The sequence below is a fragment of the Aeromonas sp. 604443 genome (assembly GCF_049170315.1).
GTDB classification, from domain to species: Bacteria; Pseudomonadota; Gammaproteobacteria; order Enterobacterales; family Aeromonadaceae; genus Aeromonas; species Aeromonas veronii_A.
The window spans coordinates 201,800-224,310 of record NZ_JAAKMI010000004.1 but is presented as its reverse complement, the minus strand read 5'-3'; the positions used below and the strand labels follow the sequence as shown (position 1 = coordinate 224,310).

Below are 22,511 nucleotides of genomic sequence, written 5' to 3'. Positions count from 1 at the left end.
CTGTTGCGCTGGAACGGGGCGTAATTTAGGGGAAAGGGCTGTGTGGGTCAACCTCTTTTCCCCTTATTTTTCATAATCTTTTCCGAATGCCTAACCCTTGCGCAGAATGCCGGTTTTTTAAACCGGATCAGGGCTTGTCGAGGATGATCAGACTGTCCGGTAGCTCGTTTTGATCCCGGGTGGCCGGGAAGGCGTCGGTCAGAATGGCGCTGACGCGCTCCACGCACTCCAGAAAACCCTGTTCGATCTCCTTGTTGCGCACTCGCGCCACGAAGTCGTCGATGATCTCCTGCCACTGGCCATTGTCGATATGCTGGGCGATGCCGTCATCCACCAGTATTTCTACATAGTGCTCGGCGGCAGAGACGAAGATCAGCACCCCGAGCCGGTCGCGGGTGCGGTGCAGCCCCTGTTCGACAAATTGCAGGCGTGCCATCAGGGCCGCCCGGTGCTGGCGAACCTTCTTCGGGATGAGCCGCATTTTTATTGGGGTCCAGTGGAACAGCAGGCTCAGCAGCAGCCAGACCGACCACTGTACCAGCAGGATTTCGTACCAGCCGAGCCAGAAGCCGAGCTGGAACACCAGCAGCGGCGTGAGCATCGCCAGCAGCGCCGCCCAGAGGGTGGGAATGTAGCGATAGCCATCGCTGGCCGGGGCCAGCACGGTGACCAGTTCAGCATCAGTCTCTAGCTCCGCTTCGCGCACCTTGGCCTGAAGCGTGTGGAAGAACTGTTTAGAAATCATGATTTGTCTCTTTACTCCTGTTACCAGCCACCGGAGGCTCCGCCGCCGCCAAAACTGCCGCCGCCACCGCTGAATCCGCCGCCAGAGCGACCACCAAAGGAGCCGGCACCCAATCCACCGGCCATGTAGGTCGACCGACGTCGTCCTCCTGGCCCACCGCCACCACCGCCGCGCAGGTTGTGGAGCACGATCATCGCAATCACCACCAGAATAAACAGCCAGGGGCCGCCACCCTTGTCACTCTTTGGCTGCTCGACCGGCTGATATTCTCCGGCGAGTGCCTTCATGATGCTCTGGCTGCCCGCCATGATCCCGGCCACCATATCGCCGCGCTTGAAGGCGGGCAGGATGCGGCCATGGATGATGTTGGCGGCGATGGCGTCGGGCAGGGCGCCTTCCAGCCCATATCCCACCTCGATCCGCACCTTGCGCTCATCCTGGGCGATCAGCAACAACACGCCATTGTTTTTGCCTTTCTGGCCGATCCCCCAGTGGCGACCGAGCTGGTAGCCGTACTCCTCGATGGTCTCCCCATCGAGGCTGTCGACGGAGACCACCACCAGCTGGATGCCGCTGCGCTTTTCAAAGGCGGCCAGCTGTTGGGTCAGTTGATGGGCCTGTTTGCGGGACATCAGACTGGCTTCATCCACCACCCGTCCGCTCAGCGTCGGGAAGTCGGGTGCCGCTTGCAGGGCAGTGGCCCAGAGCAGCAGACAGGGAAGAAACCAGCGCAGCATCATCTTCATTGGAAGCTGACCTTGGGCGCCTCATCGGCACCGGGTTTGGCACTGAAACTGGGTTTGGCCTCCAGATCCGAGTAGAGCAGCTTGGACCAGATAACGCCGGGGAAAGTGCGGATCTCGGTATTGAACTGGCGCACCGCCTCGATATAGTCGCGGCGAGCCACCGAGATGCGGTTCTCGGTTCCTTCCAGTTGGGCCTGCAGGGCAAGGAACTGCTGATCCGCTTTCAGCTCGGGGTAGCGCTCTACCACCACCATCAGGCGAGAGAGGGCGCTGGAGAGCTGGTTCTGCGCCGCTTCAAACTCCTTGAGCTGGGCAGGATCGCTCACCTGCACGCTGCCGACCCGGGCACGGGCATCGGTGACCGCCTTTAGGGTCTCCTGCTCATGGCTGGCGTAGCCCTTGACGGTGGCGACCAGATTGGGAATGAGATCGGCACGGCGCTGATACTGGTTCTCCACCTGCCCCCAGCTTGCTTTAACCTGCTCATCCAGGGTCGGAATGTTGTTCATGCCGCAGCCGGTCAGGCCGAGCAGCAGGGTCAGGGTCAACAGGCTCTGCGTGGTTCTGCGCCAGAGTGATGTGGCCATCTTGTTGTTCTCCTTTAGTATTTCGAGTCGATAGTGCGCCATGGATGGTGTACGACCAAGAGTGCACCACCATACCAGCTTGGGGTCAGTTGCCACAACGCGCAGGTAGTTCGGGTCGCTTGTTGATGCCGGAGACCTTGGGCAGTTGGGGCTTGTCTTTGAGCCAGGAGGCCAGCTCTTCCCCGCAGCCATTGCCGGGCGGAATGGGAGCCTGGGGCTCGCAATCTGGGCTGCCCACCGGGCAGCGCAGCCGCACGTGGAAGTGGCTGAAGTGGCCCACCCAGGGGCGCAGCTTGGCGACCCAGGGTTCGTTACCAGCTTGTTGGCAGACCGCGGATTTGATCACCGGATTGACGAAGATGCGGGCCACCTCGGGTTTGCTGGCCGCAAGCCGCAGCAAGGTGAGCTGCTGTGGGCCAAAGCGGCCCGGTAACATTTTGTAGCTGGGTTCGTCGATCAGTGCCCACTCCTTGGGGGCATCCTGCTCCCACTTGCTGATGGGGCGGTTGGCCATGCGAAACCAGATATCGGCATCAAGGCCAGTCTGGTGGCTGCGATGGCCGGAGGTAAAGGGGCCGCCACGGGCCATCGCCAGATCGGCGATATAGAGATCCGGCAGCCCGGCCATGCGGGTCTGGTTGGCCAGCGCTTGCAGATAGTGGATGAGGTCGGGGTGGCCGTAGTAGCGCAGCCGTTTGGTGCGGATCACCTGATAACCCGGCCCTTCGAGGGGCAGGGATACGCCGTTTTTCAGGCAACCGGCGGCATAACCACCGATGGCTTCCGCTTGCAATACAGTCGCCAGCAACAGGGACGTCAGCATGTGCGTGCTCCTTGTCTTGCTTCGAGTCTGCTCAGCAGTACGAACAGACTCAAACATATAAATAAATAGGCCGCGGCCACCAGCAGCCAGATCTCGTAGACCAGTCCGCTGGAGTTGGCCATCTCGGTACCGACGAAGGTGAGCTCCTGCACCGAGATAAGGGAAACAATGGCGGTATCCTTCACCAGCGCGATGAGCTGACCGGTGAGGGGGGGCAACATCAGCAGCATGACCTGCGGCAGGATCACATGGCGCAGCCGCACCCAGGGGGAGAGCCCGAGGCTCTGCGCCGCCTCCCGCTGGCCACGGGGGATGGCGGCCAGCCCGGCGCGGACGATCTCGGCGACGAAGGCTGCGCTGATCATGCCAACGCAGAGGGTGCCTGAGATGAGGTTCTCCCAGCGGGCAGGTGGGCCAAACAGCGCCTCTTGCCACGGGGAGAGTGATACGGTGCCGAGCCAGCGGGAGAGGCCGCTTGCAGGCAGCAGCTGGTTGGCGATAAAGAAGTAGAAGATGAAGATAAAGACCAGCGGTGGCAAATTGCGGATCAGCTGGATAAACAGGGTCGCGGGCATCACCAGCCAGGTGCGGCGGCTGAAGGCGGCTACCCCCAGCGCAGTGCCGAGCAGCAGCGCCAGCACCATGCCGAGCAGGGCGATGCGCAAGGTAGTGAGCAGACCGCTGAAAAAGTAGGGCAACTCGCCGTGAGGGCCTGGGGTGAACAGCAGATCGAAGGCCTCATGCCAGCGCCACTGATAGGCCACCCCGATGTGCAAGCGGCTGGCCAGCCAGAGGCCAGCCAGCAGCAGGATCAGGGCGATCGCCCCATCCAGCCAGTTGATGTTCCGACATGGCTTCCGGACGATGCGCCGGATGGTCTGTTTGAGGGCCATCAGCATCAGGGATTGGCGACCTGCGCTTCCCACGCCAGCGACTTGAACCAGTAGTCATGGCGCGCCTTGAGCCAGCCATCGGCCTGACGGGCGGCGATCCACTCGTTGAACTGCTCAGCCAGGGCATCATCCCCCTTGCGCAGGGCAAAGCCTTCATCGCCTTTTGCCAACGGCTCGGCAAACGGCATAAAGAGGGCATCCGGGTGGCGCAGCGCCTCTTGCTCGGGTTTCGGGGAAGAGGAGAGGGCGCCGTGGGCGCGGCCGTTCAGCACCTCCTGAAATACCTGTGACTCGTCATCGAACTGGCGCAGGGTGGCCTTGGGGAAGTGTTCTTTTGCCACCTGTACCGGTGAGGCGCCACGACGTACCGCCAGGATCACCCCGCGCTGGTTGAAGTCCGCCACGGTTTTCTTCTCTTTGGCCATGGTGCTGGAGGCGGCCAGCTGCACCCCCGAATGGGAGTAGGCCTGGGTGAAGCGCACGCTCTTCTCCCGCTCGGGGGTGATGGTGAGGCCGCCGATGATGACGTCATACTTTTTCGCCAACAGGGAGGGGATGATGCCATCCCAGGCGGTAGGCACGAACTCTACCTGCCAGCCGTTATCTGTGGCGAGGCGACGGGCCACGTCAATCTCGAAACCGATCAGGGCCCCCTGCTTGTCGCGCATCGCCCAGGGGGCGAAGGTGGACATGCCGACCCGCAGGGTACCGCTCTGCTCGATCTGCGCCTGGGTGTCGGAGGGGGCAGTTTCTGCCAGTGCCGGAGTGAGCAGGCTTGCCAGCAGCAGGGCTGCGCCCGACAGGGTGGTCTTGAATGACAGATTCATGGTTAGCGTCCTTGTTGATCCGGATTCAGGTGACGGGCCAGTGCCCGCGAACAGGCTGACAGCGTCAGGGTTAACAGCAAATAGAGGGCAGCTACGGTAAACCACACCTCAAAGGTCAGAAACGTATCGGCAACCAGAGTACGCCCTTCGTTGGTCAGATCGAAGATGGCGATCACACTCACCAGCGCCGAATGTTTGATAAGGGAGACCAGCTCGTTGGTGAGCGGCGGCAAGGTGATGCGCACCAGCTGGGGCAGGATCACCTTGCGCAGGGTGATGGTTCGCGACAAGCCAAGCGACTGGGCTGCCTCCCACTGTCCTTTGGGAATGGCCTGTACGCCTGCACGCAGTACTTCGGCGGTGAAAGCGCCCTGATAGAGGGAGAGGCTCAACACGGCGCAGGCAAGGGGGGCCAATCCCAGCATGGGGCCCAGCAAGAAATAGAGAATATAGAGCTGCACCAGCTGGGGCGTGGTGCGCACCAGCGCCAGATAAGCGATGGCGAGCCATGGGCCGAGCCGGGAGGGGAGCAGCCGCAGGCTGACCACGCACACCCCGACCGCCAGAGTGCCCAACAGGCTGAGCAGCGCCACCTGCAAAGTGACCAGCAGGCCGTTTAGCAAGGGGCCGGCATAAAAGGTTCCCTCATCCCACTCGCCGAGAAAGGGCAACACCCGCGGCCACTGCCAGTCATAGCCCATCTGGCGAGCGCCGCTATAGAGCGCCCAGCCCAGTAGCGCACAGAGCATCACAGTGCCCGACAGCCAGCCAAGCAGGCGGGGGCGATTGAGCCTAGCCATGATAGCTAAGCACCTGTTCGAGGAAGGCCCGGGTTCGCGGGTGCCGGGGGGCGTTGAACAGCTGGGCGGGCGGGGCTGACTCGATGATCTTCCCCTCATCCATAAAGAGCACCCGATCCGCCACCTGACGGGCAAAGCCCATCTCGTGGGTGACGCAGATCAGGGTCATCCCCTCGTCAGCCAGCTCGCGGATCACATCGAGCACTTCGCGGATCATCTCGGGGTCGAGGGCGGAGGTGGGCTCGTCAAACAGCATCAGCTCGGGTTGCATGCAGAGGGAGCGGGCGATGGCGACCCGCTGCTGCTGGCCGCCGGAGAGCTGGTGGGGGTACTTGTCGGCCTGTGCCTGAATGCGCACCCGCTCGAGCAGCCCGAGCGCTCGGGCTTTGGCCTCCTGGGGGCGCATCCCCAGGGTATGCACCGGTGCCACCATCAGGTTCTCCAGCACCGTCATATGGGGGAAGAGATTGAACTGCTGAAACACCATGCCGACCCGACCTTGCAGGCGACGCAAGTAGGTGGGGGTTACCGGCTCGCCAAACAGGAACAGCTGGCCGCCGTCGATCCCCTCCAGCCCGTTGATGGTGCGGATCAGGGTCGATTTTCCCGAGCCTGACGGGCCACAGATGACCCATTTCTCTCCCCGTTCAATGGTGAGATCGATGTGATGAAGAGCCTGAAAATCGCCATAGAATTTGTCGACGCCACAAAAGCGCACACAGGGTTGCGAGCTGGTCAAGAAGCGGGTTCCACTGAGAATCATTTACGCCATGGTATTGATTTTATAGGGGGATGACAAAGAAAACCCCCTTGTCAGCATCCTGATGGCTATTCACAATGGCGCCATTTCGTGATGACAGGAGCTTTTCATGCGTATTACATCCTTGCTTGCCGGTTCGCAGGTGCAGCTGTTGATGCCGCCAGCGGTTCGCTATCGCTGCGTCATTTTTCTGCTGTTGCTGGTGAGTTGGGGCGTGGTGGTGGCCTCCTTGTGGGATGGCTGGGGCGCCATGGCGCTGCTCAACTGGGTGGGCGTGGTCTTTGGTGGCATTACCGGGATCATGGTGTCGCTGCCCCGCAGCTGGCAGCCCTGGCGCCTGGCGGAGCTGGGGTGGGATGAACAGCATATCTATCTGCTCAATGGCAACAAGGATGAAGCGCTGGCGCTGCCCCGCAGCCAGCTGGTGGCGCTCGAGCGGGAGCGGCGAGTGGGTCACGACGGCCAGTGGCTCGACTTCAGCCTCGATCTGCAACTGAGTGAAAAGGAGCTGGCGGCGGCCATGGCCTTGCTGGATCTCAAGGCGGGGGAGCTGCATCTGGTGAGCCCGTCTGTCTATCGCTTCGGCTTTAAACGGGCCTGGCACGGTCGCCGGATGCTGGCGCAACGGTTGTCAGATCTGCAATCGGCCTGAGTCGACTATTTTCTCGACAATTCCCGGCAAAGCTCAGATACTGCCAGTGACTCGAATTGATCTTGTCTGCACTGTTAACCCAAGAGATCAATCACTTGACGACAGTGTGGAGAAGGCCACGGCATGAAGCCATGGCAGGTCCGGCATAGGGGTTGTGCCCTTACCGTTATGCTGGGAATTGCATAGAGAAGGCACCTTGAATCGAGAGTGGATGGCATGAAGATTTACGTAGGAAATCTGTCGTACCGGATGACGGCCGACGAACTGAAAACCCTGTTCAGCCAGTTTGGACAGGTCGACAAGGTTGATATCATCATCGACCGCGATACCGGCCAGTCAAAGGGGTTTGGTTTTATTGAAATGCCGGTCAATGGTGATGCCGAGAAGGCCATCGCTGGTCTGCATGGTACAGAAGTCGGTGGCCGTACCATCACCGTCAACCAGGCCAAACCGAAGACAGATGCTCCCCGTGGTCGCCCGCAACAGCGCCACCGCTAAGGTACCTCGGCAATAAAAAAACGGCATGGGTTTCCCCCATGCCGTTTTTGTTTCTGGACGTTTTGCTGTTATCAGGGGACGTCGTAACCGAGCGCCGCCTTGCGGATGCGGAACCACTGCTGGCGATTGAGGACGATGGATTCGGTGGCCACGGCGGCAGCAATCCGCTCCCGTTTGCCGGAGCCAATCAATGGCAGCGGCTGGCTTGGCAGCATCATTACCCAGGCGTAGACCACCTGCTCGATAGTCTGGGCGCCCACTTCCTGACGGATCTGCTCCAGTTCGGCACGCAGCGGGGCATAGGCGTCATCGCTGAACAGTCGGCCGCCACCGAGACATGACCAGGCCATCGGCTTGATGCCAAGCTGCTGGCACTGATCCAGGGTACCATCGAGGGTCCCTTCCTGATGAAGCGGCGAGATCTCCAGCTGGTTGGTGACCAGCGGGAAGGGGAGGCGCGATTGCAGCAGCTCGAACTGACGGGCGGTGAAGTTGGATACCCCGGCGTGCTTGATCTTGCCCGCCTGTTTCAGGGTGATAAAGGCGTCGGCCACTTCATCTGCGTTCATCAGGGGATCCGGGCGGTGGATCAGCAGCAGATCCAGATGGTCGGTGCCGAGCTTGCGCAGCGAGGCTTCGGCGCTGGCGATGATATGGTCCTTGCCGGTGTTGTAGTGGTTGAGAGCATGCTCCGGCTTGGCGGTGAGGGCGATACCGCACTTGGTGACGATCTCCATCCGGCTGCGCAGGGAAGGCTCGAGGCGCAGGGCGTGACCAAAGGCCTCTTCGCACTGGTAGCCACCATAGATATCGGCGTGATCGATGGTGGTGACCCCCAGATCCAGATGATATTTCATCAGATCGAGCAGAGCGGCCGGAGAGAGCTGCCACTCCATCAGGCGCCAGTAACCCATGATGAGGCGAGAGAAGGTGGGACCTTGCGGATGCAGGGCGACACGGGATACAGACATGGTTGACTCCTTGAAAAACACGATGCGAAAACGATGTGCAACATGGATGACTGCGGGCATCTTGGCCTCATGTGGCTGGCAAAGCAATAATGGGCAGTGGCATGATTCGAACTTTGGTTCTGATCGCAGAGTAGGAGAGAGAGTTGGATGGAAGGATTTGCCGAGCGCTTGCAGAGCCTGATCGGGGAGATGAGCGTGAGCGCCTTTGCCCGCAAGGTAGGGCTCAGTGAAGCGCTGATCCGCAAATATTTGAAGGGAGCCGAGCCTGGTCTGGCGCGGGCCAACCAGATTGCCATGGGGGCCAACTGCTCGCTGGAGTGGCTGGCGACCGGCTGCGGTTATCTCTACCGTCAGGCGGAAGTGGTAGACAGGGAGGCGCTGGCAGCGGCGCAGCTACTGCTGGGCGAGCAGCAACCCGGGGTGGGGCTGCCCGATGAGGAGGCGCTGGTCACCCTGCTCGCCTACTACCAGTTTTTGCGCACCCACAAGAAAGCGGACGGTTTTCTCGACTTGGCGCTGGCGCGGGAGTTTGGCCGCCATCTGGGGGAAGCGTGATGAGGAGCATATTACCCTTTGGTCGTGTCACGGCCGGTTGATTATTCTGATACGCTCTAAGCAAGATAAGTCTCCATGGAATGGGCGATGAGCTACTTGATCCTCGGAAGTGGTGCGCTGGGCTCGGCGCTGGCAAGAGAGCTGATAGCAAGGGGGGAGTCATTCCTGCTGGCCGGGCGCAACTATCCCAAAGGGATCGAGATGGAGGACTTCTTCCCGCTGCCAGATGTCGATGCCATCTCGTTCGATGCCTTGTTTACCCTCTACGATAGCGATCCGCTTCCCACCGTTGTGATCAATACCATCGGCGTGTTGCACGATGTCAGCTTTATGCCGGAGCGGCGGGTCGAAGAGGTGCACCCCAAGTGGCTGTGCGACAGCCTGCTGGCCAATGCCTGGCCAACACTGGCGCTGGCTGCCCGTTTCAGTCGGTTGATGGGCAATGACCATCCGCTGTGGCTCTGTGCCATCTCCGATCTGGCGGGCTCCATCACCGCCAATCTGGAGGGGGGACGTTACAGCTACCGGATGAGCAAGGCAGCCCTCGATATGGGGGTGAAAACTCTGGCCCTTGAGTGGGCGCAGCGTTTCCCGCAAGCAGGGGTGGTGGCAGTAGTGCCCGGCCTGATGGACTCCCCGATGAACGCTCCCTTTCTGAGCGAGTTGCCTGCGGAGCAATTGCAGGAGCCTGCCGAGGTGGCGGTGAAACTGCTCAATCTCATCAAGGGGTTATCGTTGACCCAATCGGGTCAGCTACTGGATCTCAACGGTCAGCCGCTGCCCTGGTAAATCCCGCCTGCGGGTTCTACGGACGTCTATTGGCTTCACATTCTGCTCATGCGCCCCTTGCCAAGCGAGGGGCGCATGGCTAACGTCACTCTCCTGTTTCAGGAGGGATCTCATGCGCTATATCGATTTACGAAGTGACACCGTCACCCAGCCTACTGACGCCATGCGTCAAGCCATGCTCCACGCCGAAGTGGGTGACGATGTCTATGGTGAAGATCCGGGCGTCAACGCGCTGGAGGCCCATGGGGCCAGATTGCTGGGCAAACAGGCGGCGCTGTTTGTGCCGTCCGGCACCATGTCCAACCTGCTGGCGGTGATGAGCCACTGTCAGCGCGGTGAGGGGGCCATCCTCGGCAACGCCGCTCACATCTATCGCTATGAAGCGCAGGGGAGTGCCGTGCTGGGCTCCGTAGCCCTGCAACCCTTGCCGATGCAGCGCGATGGCACGCTGGCATTCGATGATATCAAGGCTGCGCTGGCCCCTGATGATGCCCACTTCGTCCAGACTCGCCTCATCTGTCTTGAGAACACCCACAATGGCAAGGTGCTGCCGCTCCCCTATCTGCAAGAGATGGGAGCATTCGTTGCTGAACGTGGCTTGAAGCTTCATCTTGATGGCGCACGGCTTTTTAACGCCGCCGTGGCCAGCGAGACCCCGGTCGAGGTGATCGCCGCGCCATTTGACAGCATCTCGATTTGTCTCTCCAAGGGGTTGGGCGCACCGGTGGGCTCGCTGCTGGTGGGCAGTCACGACTTCATCGCCCGTGCGCGCCGACTGCGCAAGATGCTGGGGGGCGGCATGCGCCAGGCGGGCATTCTGGCGCAAGCCGGTCTGTTTGCCCTCGAGCAGCACGTGACCCGTCTGGCCGATGATCACCGCCGTGCCAAACGGCTGGCCGAAGGGTTGGCTGCACTGCCGGGCATCGAGCTCGACCTCTCGCTGGTGCAGAGCAACATGGTGTTCCTGCGGCTCCGTGAGGGGGCATCGGCCCCTCTGCTCGCTTTTATGAAGGAGCGGGGGATCCTCTTCTCCGGTTACGGCGAGCTGCGGCTGGTGACTCATCTGCAGATCAACGATGACGATATTGAAGAGGTGATCGACGCCTTCACCGAGTATCTCGGGGCGCGTTGAGACGGCTGGTCAGGTAGAGGTTATACCAAGACCTGTTCATACCGAAATAACAGAGGGCGCCGCGGCGCCCTCTGTTATTTGCTGCAAGCTCAAGCCTGCCGCTGGCCGCTCATCAGCATGGCCTCATCGGTGGCATCGTAGATCATCACCGCGATGTGGGTCACCTGACCGCCGAAATCGGCCAGTGGTACCAGCGTCAGGTTCTGGAACATATGGGGGGCCGAGCCGGTAATGGGGCGGTAGTTGGAGAAACGTAGCAGATAGGGCTTCTGCTCCCAGGTACTGAAGGCGCGGTTGTTGAGCTTGAAGACCATGTTGGCCTTGCGCTCGAACCAGGCTCTGTCCACATCGGGGAAGAGCTCGAACAGTACGCCATCGCGCACGTCACTGGCCAGTCGGCCGCTGTGGCTCTCCATAAAGCCGTTCCACACTTGTACCTTGTACTCCTTGTCGAGCACTACCAGGCCTACGTCCAGGTTCTGGACTATGTTCATCAGCCAATGAAATTCACGGATTTCCATAGTCACTCCTAGAGCATGTGCATGATTTTGTTGTTCATGGTGGCGATGGAATCTTCGGTAAACAGCAGCAGCAGATCACACTGCACCGCGTAATCCTGGATCCGGTAGTTGATCTCGATGGCGAGCGTGCGGCGCCAGCGACTCTTGTTGGTGTTGATCAGCTCGTTGATGGGTCTGTGCTGGCCGAGCACCACCGGGTGCCCCTGACTAAAGGGAGTGTCGAGCTGGTTGGCGTAGCCGCGCAGGAAGGCGCCGATCAGCACGTTGGCGGTATCCATCAACAGCTCCAGTTCGGCGGTGCGATCCAGCGTCCCCTGATGGTTCATCAGCTTGGCCAAATCTTTGAAGCTGGAGTCATGGAACAGGATCAGCGCTTCACCGGCGATCCCAGCTCCGATAAACCCCTGACAGACGGCGGAGAGGGTATCTGAATCCGCAGCGGCCGAGAGGGCCATATGCAACTCTGATACTTCCAGCACGTTGACGTTGGGGATGGGCAGTACCACGAAGGCGTTGAGCAGACGAGCCAGCAAGTCGGCGGCCTGACCCATGGAGACGTTGGCCAGCTCCTGATAGACATCGCGGATTTCGGGGGTGATCTTGACGCCTGCATCGGCTACCACTCCGTTTGGCTGCTGCTCGGGGGCGCTTGGTTGACCGCTCGGGGTGGCACTCCAGAAATCATGCTTTTTGAGCAGGGCGAGCAGGGTTTCTGGGGCGGCAGGTTTCTTGATGAAATCGAGCGCCCCTAGCCCCATGACCCGTTGATAGGCCTCTGGTTGGATATCCCCGGAGACCACGATCACCTTGTTGCGTAGACCCTCCCGTTGGAGGGTCTCCAGCACGCCGTAACCGTCCATTTCCGGCATGGTCAGATCGAGAAAGATGAGATCCCCATGGCCCATCAGCACCTGTTCGATCCCTTCAAGGCCATTCGCCGCATAGTGCAAATCGACTTTCCAGTCAGCCGGTAGCGCTCGTGCCAGCTGTTTGCGGGCGAACCCGGAGTCATCACATATCAATACATTCATGGCGTTAGGCAGGCTCTGTTGACAAGGATTGCTATAAGTGTGGCCCGCTAACAGTCAGATGCAATGTGGGAGGTTGTCACCCTGTGAAAATTGGTTATCCCATTGCCGGTTACGATAGCGTGCGGAGTATTTCTCAACAAATTCAGCGAACATCTTAACACGCAACGGGGCGAACTGGTGCTGGCAACACAACATGTAGAAGGGGCGATTGCCGGTCTGCCAGTCGGTCAGTACCGGTACCAGCTGCTCGTCATGGAGGAAGCTGCTCAGATAGTGCAGCGGGGCGTTGACTATCCCCAGATGACGCCGGGCTGCGCGCACGGCGGCCTGAGTCTGGTTGACGGTCAGTTTGGCGCTGCGTTTGATGCAGATGTTCTGGCCATCCTTGTCGGTCAGTTGCCAGTGCTGGTGTGGCCAGCAGTAGATGAGATCATGTTCTTCCAGCTGGCTGGGGTGGGAGGGGGTTCCCTTCTTGGTCAGATAGAGTGGCGAGGCAAACAGGCCGTACTCGATATGACCGAGACAGATCGCATTGGGCAGCGACTGGGGCAGCTCACCGTTGAAGAACACCAGATCCCGATCATTGTCGAACAGGTGCTGGTGATCATTGGTCTGGGTGATATCGAACTGTACCTCGGGATAGTGCAGCCCGAATTCGGCCAGCATATCGATGAGGATGGTGTTGGAGAGCGCGATCGGCGCGGCTATCCGGATAAGCCCGGTGATGTCTGCTTCTTTACCCCGGATCTCGCTGGTGGCCTGCTCGATTTGTGCAAGCGGTGTGCAGAGACGCTCGTAGTATCTGAGCCCTTCATCGGTAAGACGGAGTTTACGGGTAGAGCGATGTAGCAGGGAGCAACCCAGTTGCTCTTCCAGCTGGGAAATGCGTCGACTGATGGTGCCTGTTGGCATGCCCAGTGCGGCTGCAGCATGGGAGAATCCTCCCTCTTGCACCACCTTGACGAACAGGTAGAACTCTTCGATGTGCTTCATAAACGCTGTTCTGGGTGTAACAAGGGGGCAACCATAAAAAGAGCCTTATCGCTTGGCAAGGGTAATTCAGCGTTTAATTGATCTGGATTCGATTTCTACTGATACCAGTTTAAATTTTCAATTGTTCTCGAATGAGGATTATTTTCTGCGCCACAGTCATTGTTGCGAGATGTCACCCGTTAGCTCAAGAGAGAGAGGCGACATGGTATGACTACAATACGACCCATCCTCAGGAAAAAAGAGGATCGCGCTGGTCAAGAGCAGTTCTTTTTTTCGGCGATGTGAATGTGATGACAGTCGCATATTCATCATGCCGGTCTGGTGAAGGTAGATATTCGGTTTTGAGGTATTTAAGTTCCTTGTTAAGTCGCTATTTGGGGCCGGTTTTGCTCTTTTTTGTCTGTTTATTCAACGCACTGGTTAATAAATGAAAGTTTTACGAGGGAAATGCCGGCACTTTTTTAGTTGACTTTTTTGTCAGTAAATAAGTGTTTGTTGTGAATAGTAAAAATGTTTTTTGAAGTATCCAGAGTGCAATTCTTAGTGCTTGTTTTTGCTGGGAAAAAAAGTTAAAAACGAACGAGGGATTTGTTCTGATTGACAGGAGTATTGGCTGAGTCCTTTTTTCTGTGGCTGGATTGGCTCTCCTGTTGTTGATTTCTGAAATCAGTTATCTGCTTTTGGCCATCGCGAGAAATAGTGGCCGAGAGGTGTTTTCACCTTGCATTCTGCATACGGCGGTTTGCCCATTTGTTTTCCGGTTCACCAGTGACCATCCAGCATGAATGACTTTGACCAGATGAATACGCTTGACGAACGGTTACTGAAGACAATGGATGTTCTACATACCCCTATCTGGGTCTATGACATCGAACATCACCATATTTTCTGGGCAAACCGCGCAGCACTTCCCCTCTGGGAGGCCACCTCCCTGGACGAGCTCTGTTCCAGGGATTTTTCGGCTGATATGGCCACAGCCATAGCGCTGTTGTTGCAACGCTACCTCGGTGATTTTCAGCAGGGGCGAAGTTACAACGAGTGGTGGACTATCTCCCCAAAGGGGGTCAAGAAGCAGATCTATCTACGCCTCTCCGGGATTCAGCTGGCTGGCCGTCTGATGATGATGACCGAGGCGGTGCTCGACTCCGATACCCTCTATCAGGAGTCCTCGCTGGCAACCGGTGATACCCTGGCCTGCCTGTTCGATAGCAATGGCGCGTTCGAAAGCGGCAACTATCACTTCGAGATGTGTTTCGGTCACCGGATCGCCACGCTCTCCCAGGTTTTTTCCGGTAGTGACGACAGTTTTTACCAGAAGCTCTCCCGACTCGATGAAGTAGTGACCGAAGGGGAGTGCCGAACCCTCAAGGGGATGCGCTGGTTCCAGTATCAGTTCCGCTATATCCAGCAAGGAGCACGGATCCTGCTTACCATGCGCGATATTACAGATCGTAAACTCGAGGAGCTGGAGCATCGCCACCTCGCTTGGCATGACTCCCTGACCGGCCTGCTCAACCGTTATGGCTTGATGAAATCTCTCGAGGCCTATTGCGGGTTGGGGGAGCGTTTCGCGCTGGTATTCATGGATCTGGACAACTTCAAGCTGGTCAACGACAACTACGGCCATAAGGCGGGAGACCGCCTGCTGGAGCGGGTTGCCGGTCGCCTCAAACAGATTTGCCCCCGCGATGTTGAGCTGGCCCGTCTTGGCGGGGACGAGTTTACCGCGTTGGTTCCCTTGGGAAACCAGAGCGAACGCGCCCAGGATGTGGCCGATCAGATGCTCTCCCAGATGACCAAGCCGCTGCAACTGAGCGGTCTGCCGGAGGTAACCATCGGCGGCAGTATCGGCATTGCCATCTATCCCGATGATGCGGACGATGGTGATAACCTCATCACCCGCGCCGATATGGCCATGTATCAGGCCAAGCAGATGGGGCGGCTGCGCTGGCAGCGTTTTACCCCCAGCATGCAGCAGACCCTGCAGCGCAAGCTCAATCTCAAGCAGTTTCTGGCCAAGGCTATCGGTCGTCAGGAGCTGAGCCTCTGTTACCAGCCACAGGTCGATGTCGCCAAACGGCGTCTGATCGGTTACGAGGCGCTGCTGCGTTGGTATAACCCGGTGCTTGGCCATGTCTCGCCAGTGGAATTTATCCCATTGGCCGAAGAGATGGGGCTGATCCGCGAGATCGGCAGCTGGGTGCTCTCTACCGCACTTGCCCAGATGGCCAGTTGGAAGAAGTGCCTCCATCACCGGGTGCCAGTCTCCGTCAACCTCTCCGGTTTCCAGCTCTCGTCGGCACTGCCCGGGCAAGTGCGCCAGCAGCTGGCTCTGCACGGAGTGGATGCTTCCCTGTTGACGCTGGAACTGACCGAAACCGTGCTTATGCTGGATATGAAGGGGTGCCTCGATATTCTCGATGACTTGAGTGAACTGGGGATCAAGATTGCCATCGACGATTTTGGTACCGGCTACTCATCCCTTGCCTATCTCAATCGCCTGCCCATCGATACGATCAAGCTGGATCGCTCTTTCGTGGTCGGCCTCAACCTGCCGGTGATCCGGGCGACTGCGGCCATGGCCACCAATCTGGGGTTGGGGATCATGGCGGAAGGGGTGGAGGAGCCTCACGAACTGGCCGCACTGCAGACCCAGGGGTGCCATGTGTTCCAGGGATATCTGTTCAGCAAGCCGCTGACGGTGGCACAAGTCGAGGCGAGTGGTTTCGTGGTGGAGTGTCAGGTTGGGCGTTATCCACTGCTAGATGCCGTAATGGCAGAGTAACAAGTGTGCGTTAGACCACAACTTGGGATTTTATTCCGTAATATTTAATCAAAATTAATCATTATTTTGCGATCGGTCATGAGACGGATTGGCTGGAGTTGCTAGCATGCGACCTCATTTCTAGGGAAAGGAGTATTGCAATAATGAGTCATGCTGCTGTCAATGACCGTCCGGCCAGCCCTCCCAAGGGGTGGCTGAACCGTTTCCTCAATGGCGTCGAGAAAGCCGGGAACAAATTACCCGACCCCGCCATGCTGTTCCTCTATGCCTTGCTGATCGTCTGGGTCGGCTCCTGGGTGTTGTCACAATTCCAGTTTGATCTGGTCAACCCCCGTACCGGGGAGGCGGTAGTGGTCAACAACCTGCTGACCGGTGTCGGTCTGGCCGAGTTTCTCTCCACCATGGTGACCACTTTCACCGGCTTTGCCCCGCTGGGCATCGTGCTGGTGGCCATGCTCGGGGTCGGGGTGGCCGAGCAGTCCGGTTTTATCAATACCGGTCTGAAAAAGTTGCTCAAAGTGACGCCTGCCCGTTTTCTCACTCCCATGCTGATCCTGGTAGCGATCGTCAGCCACACCGCTGCAGATGCGGGCTATGTGCTGGTGATCCCCATCGGTGGCATCATCTTCCACGCTGCCGGACGCCATCCGCTGGCGGGGATCGCAGCTGCCTTTGCCGGCGTTTCCGGCGGTTTTGCCGCCAACTTCCTGCCCTCCGGCGGGGATGCGCTGCTGCAGGGTTTTACCCAGTCCGCCGCTCAGTTGCTCGATCCTGACTACATGGTCAACACCCTATGCAACATCATCTTTACCGGTGCCTCTTCGTTGCTGATCATCTGCGTCGGCTGGTTCATCACCGAAAAGGTGGTGGAGCCGCGCCTCAAGCACGTGGCGCTCAACGAGGATCTGGAGAGTGCCGACGAGATGGGGCGCTACAGCGCGCAAGAGAGCCGGGCCTTCAACTGGGCCGGGTTTGCCATGCTGGCGGCTATCGTGCTGCTGGCGCTGGCGCTCTCCCCGAGCGATTCACCGCTGCGTGCTGCCGATGGCTCCCTGACCACCTTCGCTGCCCCCGTGATGAAGTCCATAGTGCCGCTCATCTTCCTGCTCTTTATCCTGCCCGGGATTGTCTACGGCTTTGTCGCAGGCAGCTTCAAGAGCGGCAAGGATGTGATCGATGCCATGTCGGCCACCATGAACAAGATGGGCTCCTACATGGTGATGGCTTTCTTCTGCGCGCTCTTCATCAAGGCGTTTGGTGACTCCAATCTGGGCACCCTGCTGGCCCTTTCCGGTGCCGAAGTGCTCCATGCGCTGGCGCTGCCCGGTGAGGTGACTATCGTCGGGATGATCCTGCTCACAGCCAGCGTCAATCTGGTAGTCGGCTCGGCCTCCGCCAAGTGGGCGCTGATCAGCCCGATCCTAGTGCCCATGTTGATGGCGGTGGGGATCTCCCCCGAGCTGACCCAGGCGGCCTATCGGGTCGGGGATTCTGCTTCCAATATCATCACCCCGCTGATGGTCTTCTTCCCGCTGGTGGTGGTCTATTGCCAGCAGTATGTGAAGAGCACCGGGATCGGTACTCTGGTCTCCATGATGCTGCCCTACTCGCTGGCCTTCCTGGTGAGCTGGACGATTTTCCTGCTGCTCTACTGGGCGCTCGGCTTCCCGCTCGGGTTGCAAGCCCCTTACGTCTATCCGGCCCCTTAAGCTGGGTGTGCGAGGGAGCCTTGGGCTCCCTCGTTTTTTTCGCTATGGTGTTACCTCATTTTGGAGGTGCCATGAATCAGACCATCGATCTTATCCTTTCCCATCGCTCCATTCGTCAGTTCACTGCCGAGCCGATCGCCCCGCAGCAGCTGGATGTCATTCTCGCCGCCGCCCAGTCCGCCTCGACCTCGAGCTTTTTGCAGGTGACCAGTATTGTGCGAGTCAGTGAACCCGAGGCGCGTCAGCAGCTGGCCATGCTGGCGGGCAATCAACCCTATGTGGTGCAGGCGGCCGAGTTTCTGGTGTTCTGCACCGATTACCATCGTCACAGCCAGATCGTGCCCGAGGCCCAGACCGGTTATGCGGAGCAGTTGTTGATCGGTGCCATTGACGGCGCCCTGATGGCGCAAAATGCCCTGCTGGCGGCGCAGTCGTTGGGACTGGGCGGGGTCTATATCGGCGGCATTCGCAACCATCCTGCCGAGGTGAGCGAGCTACTGGGCTTGCCCCATCAGGTGATCCCGCTGTTTGGCCTCTGCCTTGGCCACCCTGCCCAGCAGCCGGAGCAGAAACCCCGCCTGCCCAGGGGATTGGTGGTGCATCAGGAGCGCTACCTGCACGAGCTGGATCGCGACCTGCTGGCCCGGTACGATCAGCAGATCGCGGACTACTATCAGGCCCGCAGCAGCAACAACAAACAGCAGACCTGGAGTAGCCAGATCCGCGCCATTCTGGGCAAGGAGTCCCGCCCTTTCATGCTGGGATTCCTGCAATCGCGGGGCTTTAACCTCAAGTAATGGCGCTGATGGGCGATACTATGGGAGTGATGACCACCATGGTCATTTTCCCGTGATCCTGAAATCTTTCCCTGAGACCGGGTATACAGCTTGGCGACAAATCGTGGGCAAGGGGGGATCTACAGGCTACCTTAAGTAGATAAGCTGTTGTAGGATCACGCAATTGGATTGGGACAGGGGTTTGGACATCCTATGATTTTAACTTTGGTATTGCTGTCTATCGGCGCGCTCCTGTTTTTGGTTATCGCCTATAACGTGGTACAGCAATATAAGCAGAAGGCGGAGGCTGAAAAGCGTCACGCCGTTGCCAGACACAAGACGGTAGCCGACGAGACCGAAGAGGTACTGCTGAACGTCAATCTGGTGCCTTTCTCCAAAAACATGGTGTTGCTGTTGCAGCACCGGATCCTTGATGCCTATCGCGCCATCGCTCAGGTGATGCCCAACAACCAGATCAAGCAGCGCATCGCCGATGTGCAGATCCAGATCAAGAACGTGCAGGAAAATTACAGTGCGCAGGATGAGGGGCACTTCAAAACCCCCGAGTCTGATCGTCAGGCGATCCAGATGTTGCAGCTGGTAAAAAAGCTACGTGCCGTACTGCGTGTCGAGCACAACAAGGGCAAAATTGATCCGCAGGGGTTTGCTCAGGAAGATCGTCGTCTCGAGCTGATGCAGCTCAAAATCAACATCTCGAATCTGGTCAAGCGGGCGATGGATGCCCGCATTCAGGGCCAATATGGTACTTGCCGCCAGCTCTATACCAAGGGGTTGTCGGCAATGGCCAGCATTGGCGACAAGGATCCCTATCTGTTGGCTCGTGAAGAGGATATGCGTCAGGGGCTCAAGGAGCTTGAAGAGCTGCAGCAGCAAAACAGCGCGCAGGATCTGCAAAACATCAAGGACAAGGAAGCCGACGAGCTCGATGTCCTGTTTCAACCCAAGAAGAAATGGTAAGCATGTCCCACCCACTCGATTCCACACTGGGGCCAATGGCCCCATTTGTTTCTCAGCTGTTGACCGAACTGGCCGCTGCTGGCGTCACATTTTCCCAGCCAACGGTCGATCACCTCTGTTATCGGGCGGCGACCTTGCAGGAGTACCGCGCGCTGTGTGCTGTATTGGCTGAAGCGGGCTCCTTGCTGGTGGAGGGGATGATCGGCGGTCGCCCGATTGCCACTTATCAGTTGCATCAGCCACTGCTGGCTGGTGAGGTGCAGGTACCCTGTATCGAGCTGGCGGCGCCGAAACCGGGGCGCATCCATCAGGCAGGACTGGAACATATCGAGCTGGTGGTCGCTTCACTGCAGGATCTGGTAGCGCGCTATCCCGAGCAGCCATTCAAAACCGGCAATATGCAGGATACCCGCAACCCCGATATCGGCCTGATGTTGCCCTCCGGTCAGATCAAGTTTCACTTACGCTCGCTGGCTGAGGTGATCGCCGAAGAGGTGGCGACCGGTGCTGTGGTCGCGGTGCCTGCGGATTATTTCGATCAGGAGTGATCCTGCGCTCAATGCGGTGCGAGCCTGACAGGCTCTTGAATAACGCAGCAAAAGGGGTCACCGGTGTGACCCCTTTTGCTATCTGGCGGTGCTGGGTTGCGAGAGCGCTATCTGCTCGTGGGTGACCCTGTTTGCGCTGAGCCTGTTACCCGTGTCGGTGGGGTTGCTGGGCGGGCAGTGGCGATTGGCTTCGCTGCTTGAGACGGCCGAGCCAGAGGCTCAAGCCGGCCGTCAAGATGAGGACCAGTTCAATACCCATGACCAGACCGCCCAGCTCGCCCTGCTCCCAGAAGGGGTGTAGGTAAAGTCCCCCCAGACTGGCTCCCAGATAGTAGGCTACCAGATAGAGAGAGGAGGCGAGGGCGCGGTTGTGTTCGACATGATGACCAACCCAGGCACTAGCGCAGGCGTGTGCCAGGAAAAAGCCGAAGCTGGAGATCAGCAAGCCACTCAGGATCCCGAGCAGGCTAGCTTGCAGCAGCCATAGACTGCCGAGGGCCATCAGGGCGATCCCGACCAGCAGCATGCGTTGTGCCCCCCAGCGGTTGGCAAAGCGGCCGCTCAGTGAGGAGGCCACCGTCCCCGAGAGATAGGTGAGAAACAGCATGCCGAGCCACTGGGTGGGCAAGGAGAATGGGGGCTTTGCCAGCAGGAAGGTGAGATAACTGAACTGGTTCAGAAACACCATAAAGTTGAGTCCCCCGATAAGGTAAGCCCCTACCAGCAAGGGATTGGTCAGGTGCTGCTGCAAGGCGCGAGCAAATTGGCCGCGAACGGGGGCGCTCGCCACAAAGCGGGTCTGATGGGGCAGCAGCCAGAAGACCAGCGGCAGCAGTGACAGGCTGATCACACCGATCCCCAGAAAGGTATGTTGCCAGTCGCCAAACCAGCCCGCCAGCAGGCCGCCGACCACCCGACCGGCAATGCCACCGAGGGAGTTGGCGGCAATATAGACCCCCACCGCCGAGAGCAGCGCCCGTTTACTGAACTCTTCCCCCATATAGGCAATCGCAGTGGCTGGTAACCCGGCCAGCAGCGCGCCCTGCAGGATGCGTAGCAACAGCAGTGAACCAAACTGCTCAACCAGGGGGATCAACAGTGAGAGCAGGATCGCCAGGGTGAGTGTACCCAGCATGACCTGCCGACGGCCATGGCGATCCGCCAGTCTGGCGCAGATCAGCAAGGAGGCGGCAAGGCCTGCTGTGCATCCTGCCAGGGTCCAGCTGGCCGAGAGGGAGTTGACCGAGAAGACCTCGGCAATCAGGGGTAACAGGGGGTGGGTCTGGTAGAGGTTCAGAAACACCAGAAAAGAGCCCAGGCTGAGGGCCAGGGTTGCACGTATCCACTCGCGACTTCCGACTTCAATCATTGCGTATTGTCCTGACTACTTTTGGTCAGGGTAGAGTCCTTGCAGTTATAAATATAATATATTTAAGTTATCCATCTCATAAGATGAATTGATACATGGATCTGAAACAGCTCACCTATCTGCTGGCGGTCAGGGATGCCAGCTCATTTACCAAGGCAGCCAACAGTCTGCATGTGGCACAGCCGGCCATCAGCATGGCCATCGCCAAGCTGGAGCAGCAGCTCGAATTGCGGCTGTTTGATCGACAGGACCGGGCGGTACGGCTCACCCCGGAGGGAGAGGTGCTCTGTCGCCATGCCGAGCGCTTGTTGTTGCAGATGCATCAGGCCGAGGCCGAGATGGCCGAGCTCAAGGGGCTGGAGCGGGGGGAAGTGCGGATCGGGATCCCCTATATGATGGGCTCCTACTATTTCCCCCCTCGTCTGATGGCCTTCAAGCATCGCTATCCCGGCCTCAAGATCCGGGTCGAAGAGGCCGGCACCCGTGAGCTGCTCAGCCGGATGGTGGATGGCTCCCTCGATCTGGCCATTCTCATTACCAGTGATCTCCCCCCCGCCATCGAGGGGGCACATCTGCTGAGTGAAGAGATGTTGATGGTGGTGGGGGACGATCACCCCTTGCGTGGCGCATCGGCCGTCACCCTCTCTCAGTTTTTCGCTCAGGAGCTGGCGCTGTTTCGCCGTGGTTTCTACCACCGGGAGCATATGGAGGCGCTGGCCCAGAGCCTGGGCGTCGAACCCGATATCGCCTTCGAGAGCAATCTTATCCCTCTGCTCAAGGCGGTGGTGCGGCAAGGCTTTGCGGTGACCACCTTCTTGCGGATGGTGCTGGAAGAGGAGCCGGATCTGAGTGGCGTGCCCTTCGACCCGCCTATCTATCTCGATCTCTGCGTGGCGTGGCGGCGTGGCGATCCGCTCTCCATGGCCAACCGTGCCTTGCGCGATTTTCTACTCAAGGATCGCCCGGCCTGATGGCGGCGGGCCATTGCTGAAAGTTTGTTACTATTAACGGTGGGTTCGCTTG

24 protein-coding genes are annotated in these 22,511 nt (G+C 58.9%); 11 read left to right on the top strand and 13 right to left on the bottom strand.

Annotation, left to right across the window (positions count from 1 at the left end; all coding sequences use genetic code 11):
- Positions 1-127 precede the first annotated feature (127 nt).
- The 8 genes from G5380_RS08640 to G5380_RS08605 form a co-directional block, all read right to left on the bottom strand.
- A complete protein-coding gene (locus tag G5380_RS08640; protein WP_005337196.1) occupies positions 128-745 on the bottom strand; it encodes a TPM domain-containing protein in 618 nt (205 codons plus the stop codon).
- A gap of 20 nt (positions 746-765) precedes the next feature.
- On the bottom strand, positions 766-1,491 hold the full coding sequence (locus G5380_RS08635) for a TPM domain-containing protein (protein ID WP_421352651.1): 726 nt from the start codon (positions 1,489-1,491) through the stop codon (positions 766-768).
- On the bottom strand, positions 1,488-2,078 hold the full coding sequence (locus G5380_RS08630) for a LemA family protein (protein ID WP_005346564.1): 591 nt from the start codon (positions 2,076-2,078) through the stop codon (positions 1,488-1,490). Before G5380_RS08630 ends, G5380_RS08635 begins: the two co-directional genes overlap by 4 nt.
- Positions 2,079-2,163: 85 nt before the next feature.
- Positions 2,164-2,901: a penicillin-insensitive murein endopeptidase gene (mepA, locus tag G5380_RS08625; protein ID WP_005359850.1), complete on the bottom strand. Its 738-nt coding sequence runs from the start codon at positions 2,899-2,901 to the stop codon at positions 2,164-2,166.
- Positions 2,895-3,800, bottom strand: coding sequence for an amino acid ABC transporter permease (locus G5380_RS08620; protein WP_421352663.1), 906 nt, complete (start codon positions 3,798-3,800; stop codon positions 2,895-2,897). Before G5380_RS08620 ends, mepA begins: the two co-directional genes overlap by 7 nt.
- Positions 3,800-4,621 carry a transporter substrate-binding domain-containing protein gene (locus G5380_RS08615; RefSeq protein ID WP_421352650.1) on the bottom strand — a complete coding sequence of 274 codons (822 nt, stop codon included), beginning with the start codon at positions 4,619-4,621 and terminating at the stop codon, positions 3,800-3,802. Before G5380_RS08615 ends, G5380_RS08620 begins: the two co-directional genes overlap by 1 nt.
- A 2-nt stretch (positions 4,622-4,623) precedes the next feature.
- Entirely contained in the window at positions 4,624-5,421 is a 798-nt protein-coding gene (locus G5380_RS08610; protein ID WP_421352649.1) for an amino acid ABC transporter permease, read from the bottom strand.
- Positions 5,414-6,184 (bottom strand): amino acid ABC transporter ATP-binding protein, encoded by a 771-nt coding sequence (locus G5380_RS08605; RefSeq protein WP_421275125.1) that lies wholly within the window; start codon positions 6,182-6,184, stop codon positions 5,414-5,416. The genes G5380_RS08610 and G5380_RS08605 overlap by 8 nt, the downstream gene beginning before the upstream one ends.
- Positions 6,185-6,290: 106 nt before the next feature.
- On the opposite strand from G5380_RS08605, the gene G5380_RS08600 reads away from it, so the two are divergent.
- Positions 6,291-6,833, top strand: a complete 543-nt coding sequence (locus tag G5380_RS08600) for a hypothetical protein (protein WP_042055608.1) — start codon at positions 6,291-6,293, stop codon at positions 6,831-6,833.
- A gap of 216 nt (positions 6,834-7,049) precedes the next feature.
- Positions 7,050-7,331, top strand: a complete 282-nt coding sequence (locus G5380_RS08595) for an RNA recognition motif domain-containing protein (protein WP_005337180.1) — start codon at positions 7,050-7,052, stop codon at positions 7,329-7,331.
- Positions 7,332-7,402: 71 nt separating this feature from the next.
- On the opposite strand, the gene G5380_RS08590 is transcribed toward G5380_RS08595, so the two are convergent.
- Positions 7,403-8,302 (bottom strand): aldo/keto reductase, encoded by a 900-nt coding sequence (locus G5380_RS08590; RefSeq protein ID WP_026034846.1) that lies wholly within the window; start codon positions 8,300-8,302, stop codon positions 7,403-7,405.
- Between the two features lie 147 nt (positions 8,303-8,449).
- Here G5380_RS08590 and G5380_RS08585 point away from each other — a divergent pair, with 147 nt between their 5' ends.
- The 3 genes from G5380_RS08585 to ltaE all read left to right on the top strand — a co-directional run bounded on the left by G5380_RS08585 (position 8,450) and on the right by ltaE (position 10,778).
- Positions 8,450-8,857, top strand: a complete 408-nt coding sequence (locus tag G5380_RS08585; RefSeq protein ID WP_005351138.1) for a helix-turn-helix domain-containing protein — start codon at positions 8,450-8,452, stop codon at positions 8,855-8,857.
- A gap of 87 nt (positions 8,858-8,944) precedes the next feature.
- Positions 8,945-9,646, top strand: a complete 702-nt coding sequence (locus G5380_RS08580; RefSeq protein ID WP_421352648.1) for a short-chain dehydrogenase — start codon at positions 8,945-8,947, stop codon at positions 9,644-9,646.
- A 112-nt stretch (positions 9,647-9,758) separates the two neighbouring features.
- Positions 9,759-10,778, top strand: coding sequence for a low-specificity L-threonine aldolase (ltaE, locus tag G5380_RS08575; protein ID WP_421352647.1), 1,020 nt, complete (start codon positions 9,759-9,761; stop codon positions 10,776-10,778).
- An 89-nt stretch (positions 10,779-10,867) separates the two neighbouring features.
- Here ltaE and G5380_RS08570 read toward each other — a convergent pair whose 3' ends face one another.
- Genes G5380_RS08570 through G5380_RS08560 form a run of 3 tightly spaced genes read right to left on the bottom strand, consistent with a single transcriptional unit; the run spans position 10,868 to position 13,323 of the window.
- Positions 10,868-11,299 (bottom strand): PAS domain-containing protein, encoded by a 432-nt coding sequence (locus tag G5380_RS08570; RefSeq protein ID WP_005337175.1) that lies wholly within the window; start codon positions 11,297-11,299, stop codon positions 10,868-10,870.
- An 8-nt stretch (positions 11,300-11,307) separates the two neighbouring features.
- Positions 11,308-12,330 carry a response regulator gene (locus G5380_RS08565; RefSeq protein WP_043823589.1) on the bottom strand — a complete coding sequence of 341 codons (1,023 nt, stop codon included), beginning with the start codon at positions 12,328-12,330 and terminating at the stop codon, positions 11,308-11,310.
- A gap of 54 nt (positions 12,331-12,384) precedes the next feature.
- Entirely contained in the window at positions 12,385-13,323 is a 939-nt protein-coding gene (locus tag G5380_RS08560) for a LysR family transcriptional regulator (protein WP_216978986.1), read from the bottom strand.
- Between the two features lie 832 nt (positions 13,324-14,155).
- On the opposite strand from G5380_RS08560, the gene G5380_RS08555 reads away from it, so the two are divergent.
- The 5 genes from G5380_RS08555 (at position 14,156) to G5380_RS08535 (ending at position 20,119) form a co-directional block, all read left to right on the top strand.
- Entirely contained in the window at positions 14,156-16,108 is a 1,953-nt protein-coding gene (locus G5380_RS08555) for a putative bifunctional diguanylate cyclase/phosphodiesterase (protein ID WP_421352646.1), read from the top strand.
- A 143-nt stretch (positions 16,109-16,251) separates the two neighbouring features.
- Positions 16,252-17,817: an AbgT family transporter gene (locus G5380_RS08550; protein ID WP_421352645.1), complete on the top strand. Its 1,566-nt coding sequence runs from the start codon at positions 16,252-16,254 to the stop codon at positions 17,815-17,817.
- A gap of 71 nt (positions 17,818-17,888) precedes the next feature.
- Positions 17,889-18,614 carry an oxygen-insensitive NADPH nitroreductase gene (nfsA, locus tag G5380_RS08545; RefSeq protein ID WP_421352644.1) on the top strand — a complete coding sequence of 242 codons (726 nt, stop codon included), beginning with the start codon at positions 17,889-17,891 and terminating at the stop codon, positions 18,612-18,614.
- Positions 18,615-18,806: 192 nt separating this feature from the next.
- Entirely contained in the window at positions 18,807-19,571 is a 765-nt protein-coding gene (locus tag G5380_RS08540; RefSeq protein WP_216953387.1) for a DNA repair protein, read from the top strand.
- Complete coding sequence (locus G5380_RS08535) at positions 19,565-20,119, top strand: VOC family protein (protein ID WP_421352643.1); 555 nt, start codon at positions 19,565-19,567, stop codon at positions 20,117-20,119. Before G5380_RS08540 ends, G5380_RS08535 begins: the two co-directional genes overlap by 7 nt.
- 145 nt (positions 20,120-20,264) lie before the next feature.
- Here the strand turns inward: G5380_RS08535 and G5380_RS08530 are convergent, their stop codons facing one another.
- Positions 20,265-21,488: an MFS transporter gene (locus G5380_RS08530; RefSeq protein ID WP_021231402.1), complete on the bottom strand. Its 1,224-nt coding sequence runs from the start codon at positions 21,486-21,488 to the stop codon at positions 20,265-20,267.
- Positions 21,489-21,583: 95 nt separating this feature from the next.
- Here G5380_RS08530 and G5380_RS08525 point away from each other — a divergent pair, with 95 nt between their 5' ends.
- Entirely contained in the window at positions 21,584-22,459 is an 876-nt protein-coding gene (locus tag G5380_RS08525) for a LysR family transcriptional regulator (RefSeq protein WP_266135531.1), read from the top strand.
- Positions 22,460-22,511 lie beyond the last annotated feature (52 nt).

What these genes read in the sequence shown, in the direction of transcription:
- G5380_RS08530 (WP_021231402.1), bottom strand. Translation starts at nt 21,488, where the DNA reads ATGATTGAAGTCGGAAGTCGCGAGTGGATACGTGCAACCCTGGCCCTC.
- G5380_RS08635 (WP_421352651.1), bottom strand. Translation starts at nt 1,491, where the DNA reads ATGAAGATGATGCTGCGCTGGTTTCTTCCCTGTCTGCTGCTCTGGGCC.
- G5380_RS08595 (WP_005337180.1), top strand. Translation starts at nt 7,050, where the DNA reads ATGAAGATTTACGTAGGAAATCTGTCGTACCGGATGACGGCCGACGAA.
- ltaE (WP_421352647.1), top strand. Translation starts at nt 9,759, where the DNA reads ATGCGCTATATCGATTTACGAAGTGACACCGTCACCCAGCCTACTGAC.
- G5380_RS08600 (WP_042055608.1), top strand. Translation starts at nt 6,291, where the DNA reads ATGCGTATTACATCCTTGCTTGCCGGTTCGCAGGTGCAGCTGTTGATG.
- mepA (WP_005359850.1), bottom strand. Translation starts at nt 2,901, where the DNA reads ATGCTGACGTCCCTGTTGCTGGCGACTGTATTGCAAGCGGAAGCCATC.
- G5380_RS08615 (WP_421352650.1), bottom strand. Translation starts at nt 4,621, where the DNA reads ATGAATCTGTCATTCAAGACCACCCTGTCGGGCGCAGCCCTGCTGCTG.
- G5380_RS08610 (WP_421352649.1), bottom strand. Translation starts at nt 5,421, where the DNA reads ATGGCTAGGCTCAATCGCCCCCGCCTGCTTGGCTGGCTGTCGGGCACT.
- G5380_RS08590 (WP_026034846.1), bottom strand. Translation starts at nt 8,302, where the DNA reads ATGTCTGTATCCCGTGTCGCCCTGCATCCGCAAGGTCCCACCTTCTCT.
- G5380_RS08570 (WP_005337175.1), bottom strand. Translation starts at nt 11,299, where the DNA reads ATGGAAATCCGTGAATTTCATTGGCTGATGAACATAGTCCAGAACCTG.
- G5380_RS08535 (WP_421352643.1), top strand. Translation starts at nt 19,565, where the DNA reads ATGGTAAGCATGTCCCACCCACTCGATTCCACACTGGGGCCAATGGCC.
- G5380_RS08525 (WP_266135531.1), top strand. Translation starts at nt 21,584, where the DNA reads ATGGATCTGAAACAGCTCACCTATCTGCTGGCGGTCAGGGATGCCAGC.
- G5380_RS08580 (WP_421352648.1), top strand. Translation starts at nt 8,945, where the DNA reads ATGAGCTACTTGATCCTCGGAAGTGGTGCGCTGGGCTCGGCGCTGGCA.
- G5380_RS08555 (WP_421352646.1), top strand. Translation starts at nt 14,156, where the DNA reads ATGGATGTTCTACATACCCCTATCTGGGTCTATGACATCGAACATCAC.
- G5380_RS08565 (WP_043823589.1), bottom strand. Translation starts at nt 12,330, where the DNA reads ATGAATGTATTGATATGTGATGACTCCGGGTTCGCCCGCAAACAGCTG.
- G5380_RS08605 (WP_421275125.1), bottom strand. Translation starts at nt 6,184, where the DNA reads ATGATTCTCAGTGGAACCCGCTTCTTGACCAGCTCGCAACCCTGTGTG.
- G5380_RS08640 (WP_005337196.1), bottom strand. Translation starts at nt 745, where the DNA reads ATGATTTCTAAACAGTTCTTCCACACGCTTCAGGCCAAGGTGCGCGAA.
- G5380_RS08540 (WP_216953387.1), top strand. Translation starts at nt 18,807, where the DNA reads ATGATTTTAACTTTGGTATTGCTGTCTATCGGCGCGCTCCTGTTTTTG.
- G5380_RS08630 (WP_005346564.1), bottom strand. Translation starts at nt 2,078, where the DNA reads ATGGCCACATCACTCTGGCGCAGAACCACGCAGAGCCTGTTGACCCTG.
- G5380_RS08560 (WP_216978986.1), bottom strand. Translation starts at nt 13,323, where the DNA reads ATGAAGCACATCGAAGAGTTCTACCTGTTCGTCAAGGTGGTGCAAGAG.
- G5380_RS08585 (WP_005351138.1), top strand. Translation starts at nt 8,450, where the DNA reads ATGGAAGGATTTGCCGAGCGCTTGCAGAGCCTGATCGGGGAGATGAGC.
- G5380_RS08550 (WP_421352645.1), top strand. Translation starts at nt 16,252, where the DNA reads ATGAGTCATGCTGCTGTCAATGACCGTCCGGCCAGCCCTCCCAAGGGG.
- nfsA (WP_421352644.1), top strand. Translation starts at nt 17,889, where the DNA reads ATGAATCAGACCATCGATCTTATCCTTTCCCATCGCTCCATTCGTCAG.
- G5380_RS08620 (WP_421352663.1), bottom strand. Translation starts at nt 3,800, where the DNA reads ATGCTGATGGCCCTCAAACAGACCATCCGGCGCATCGTCCGGAAGCCA.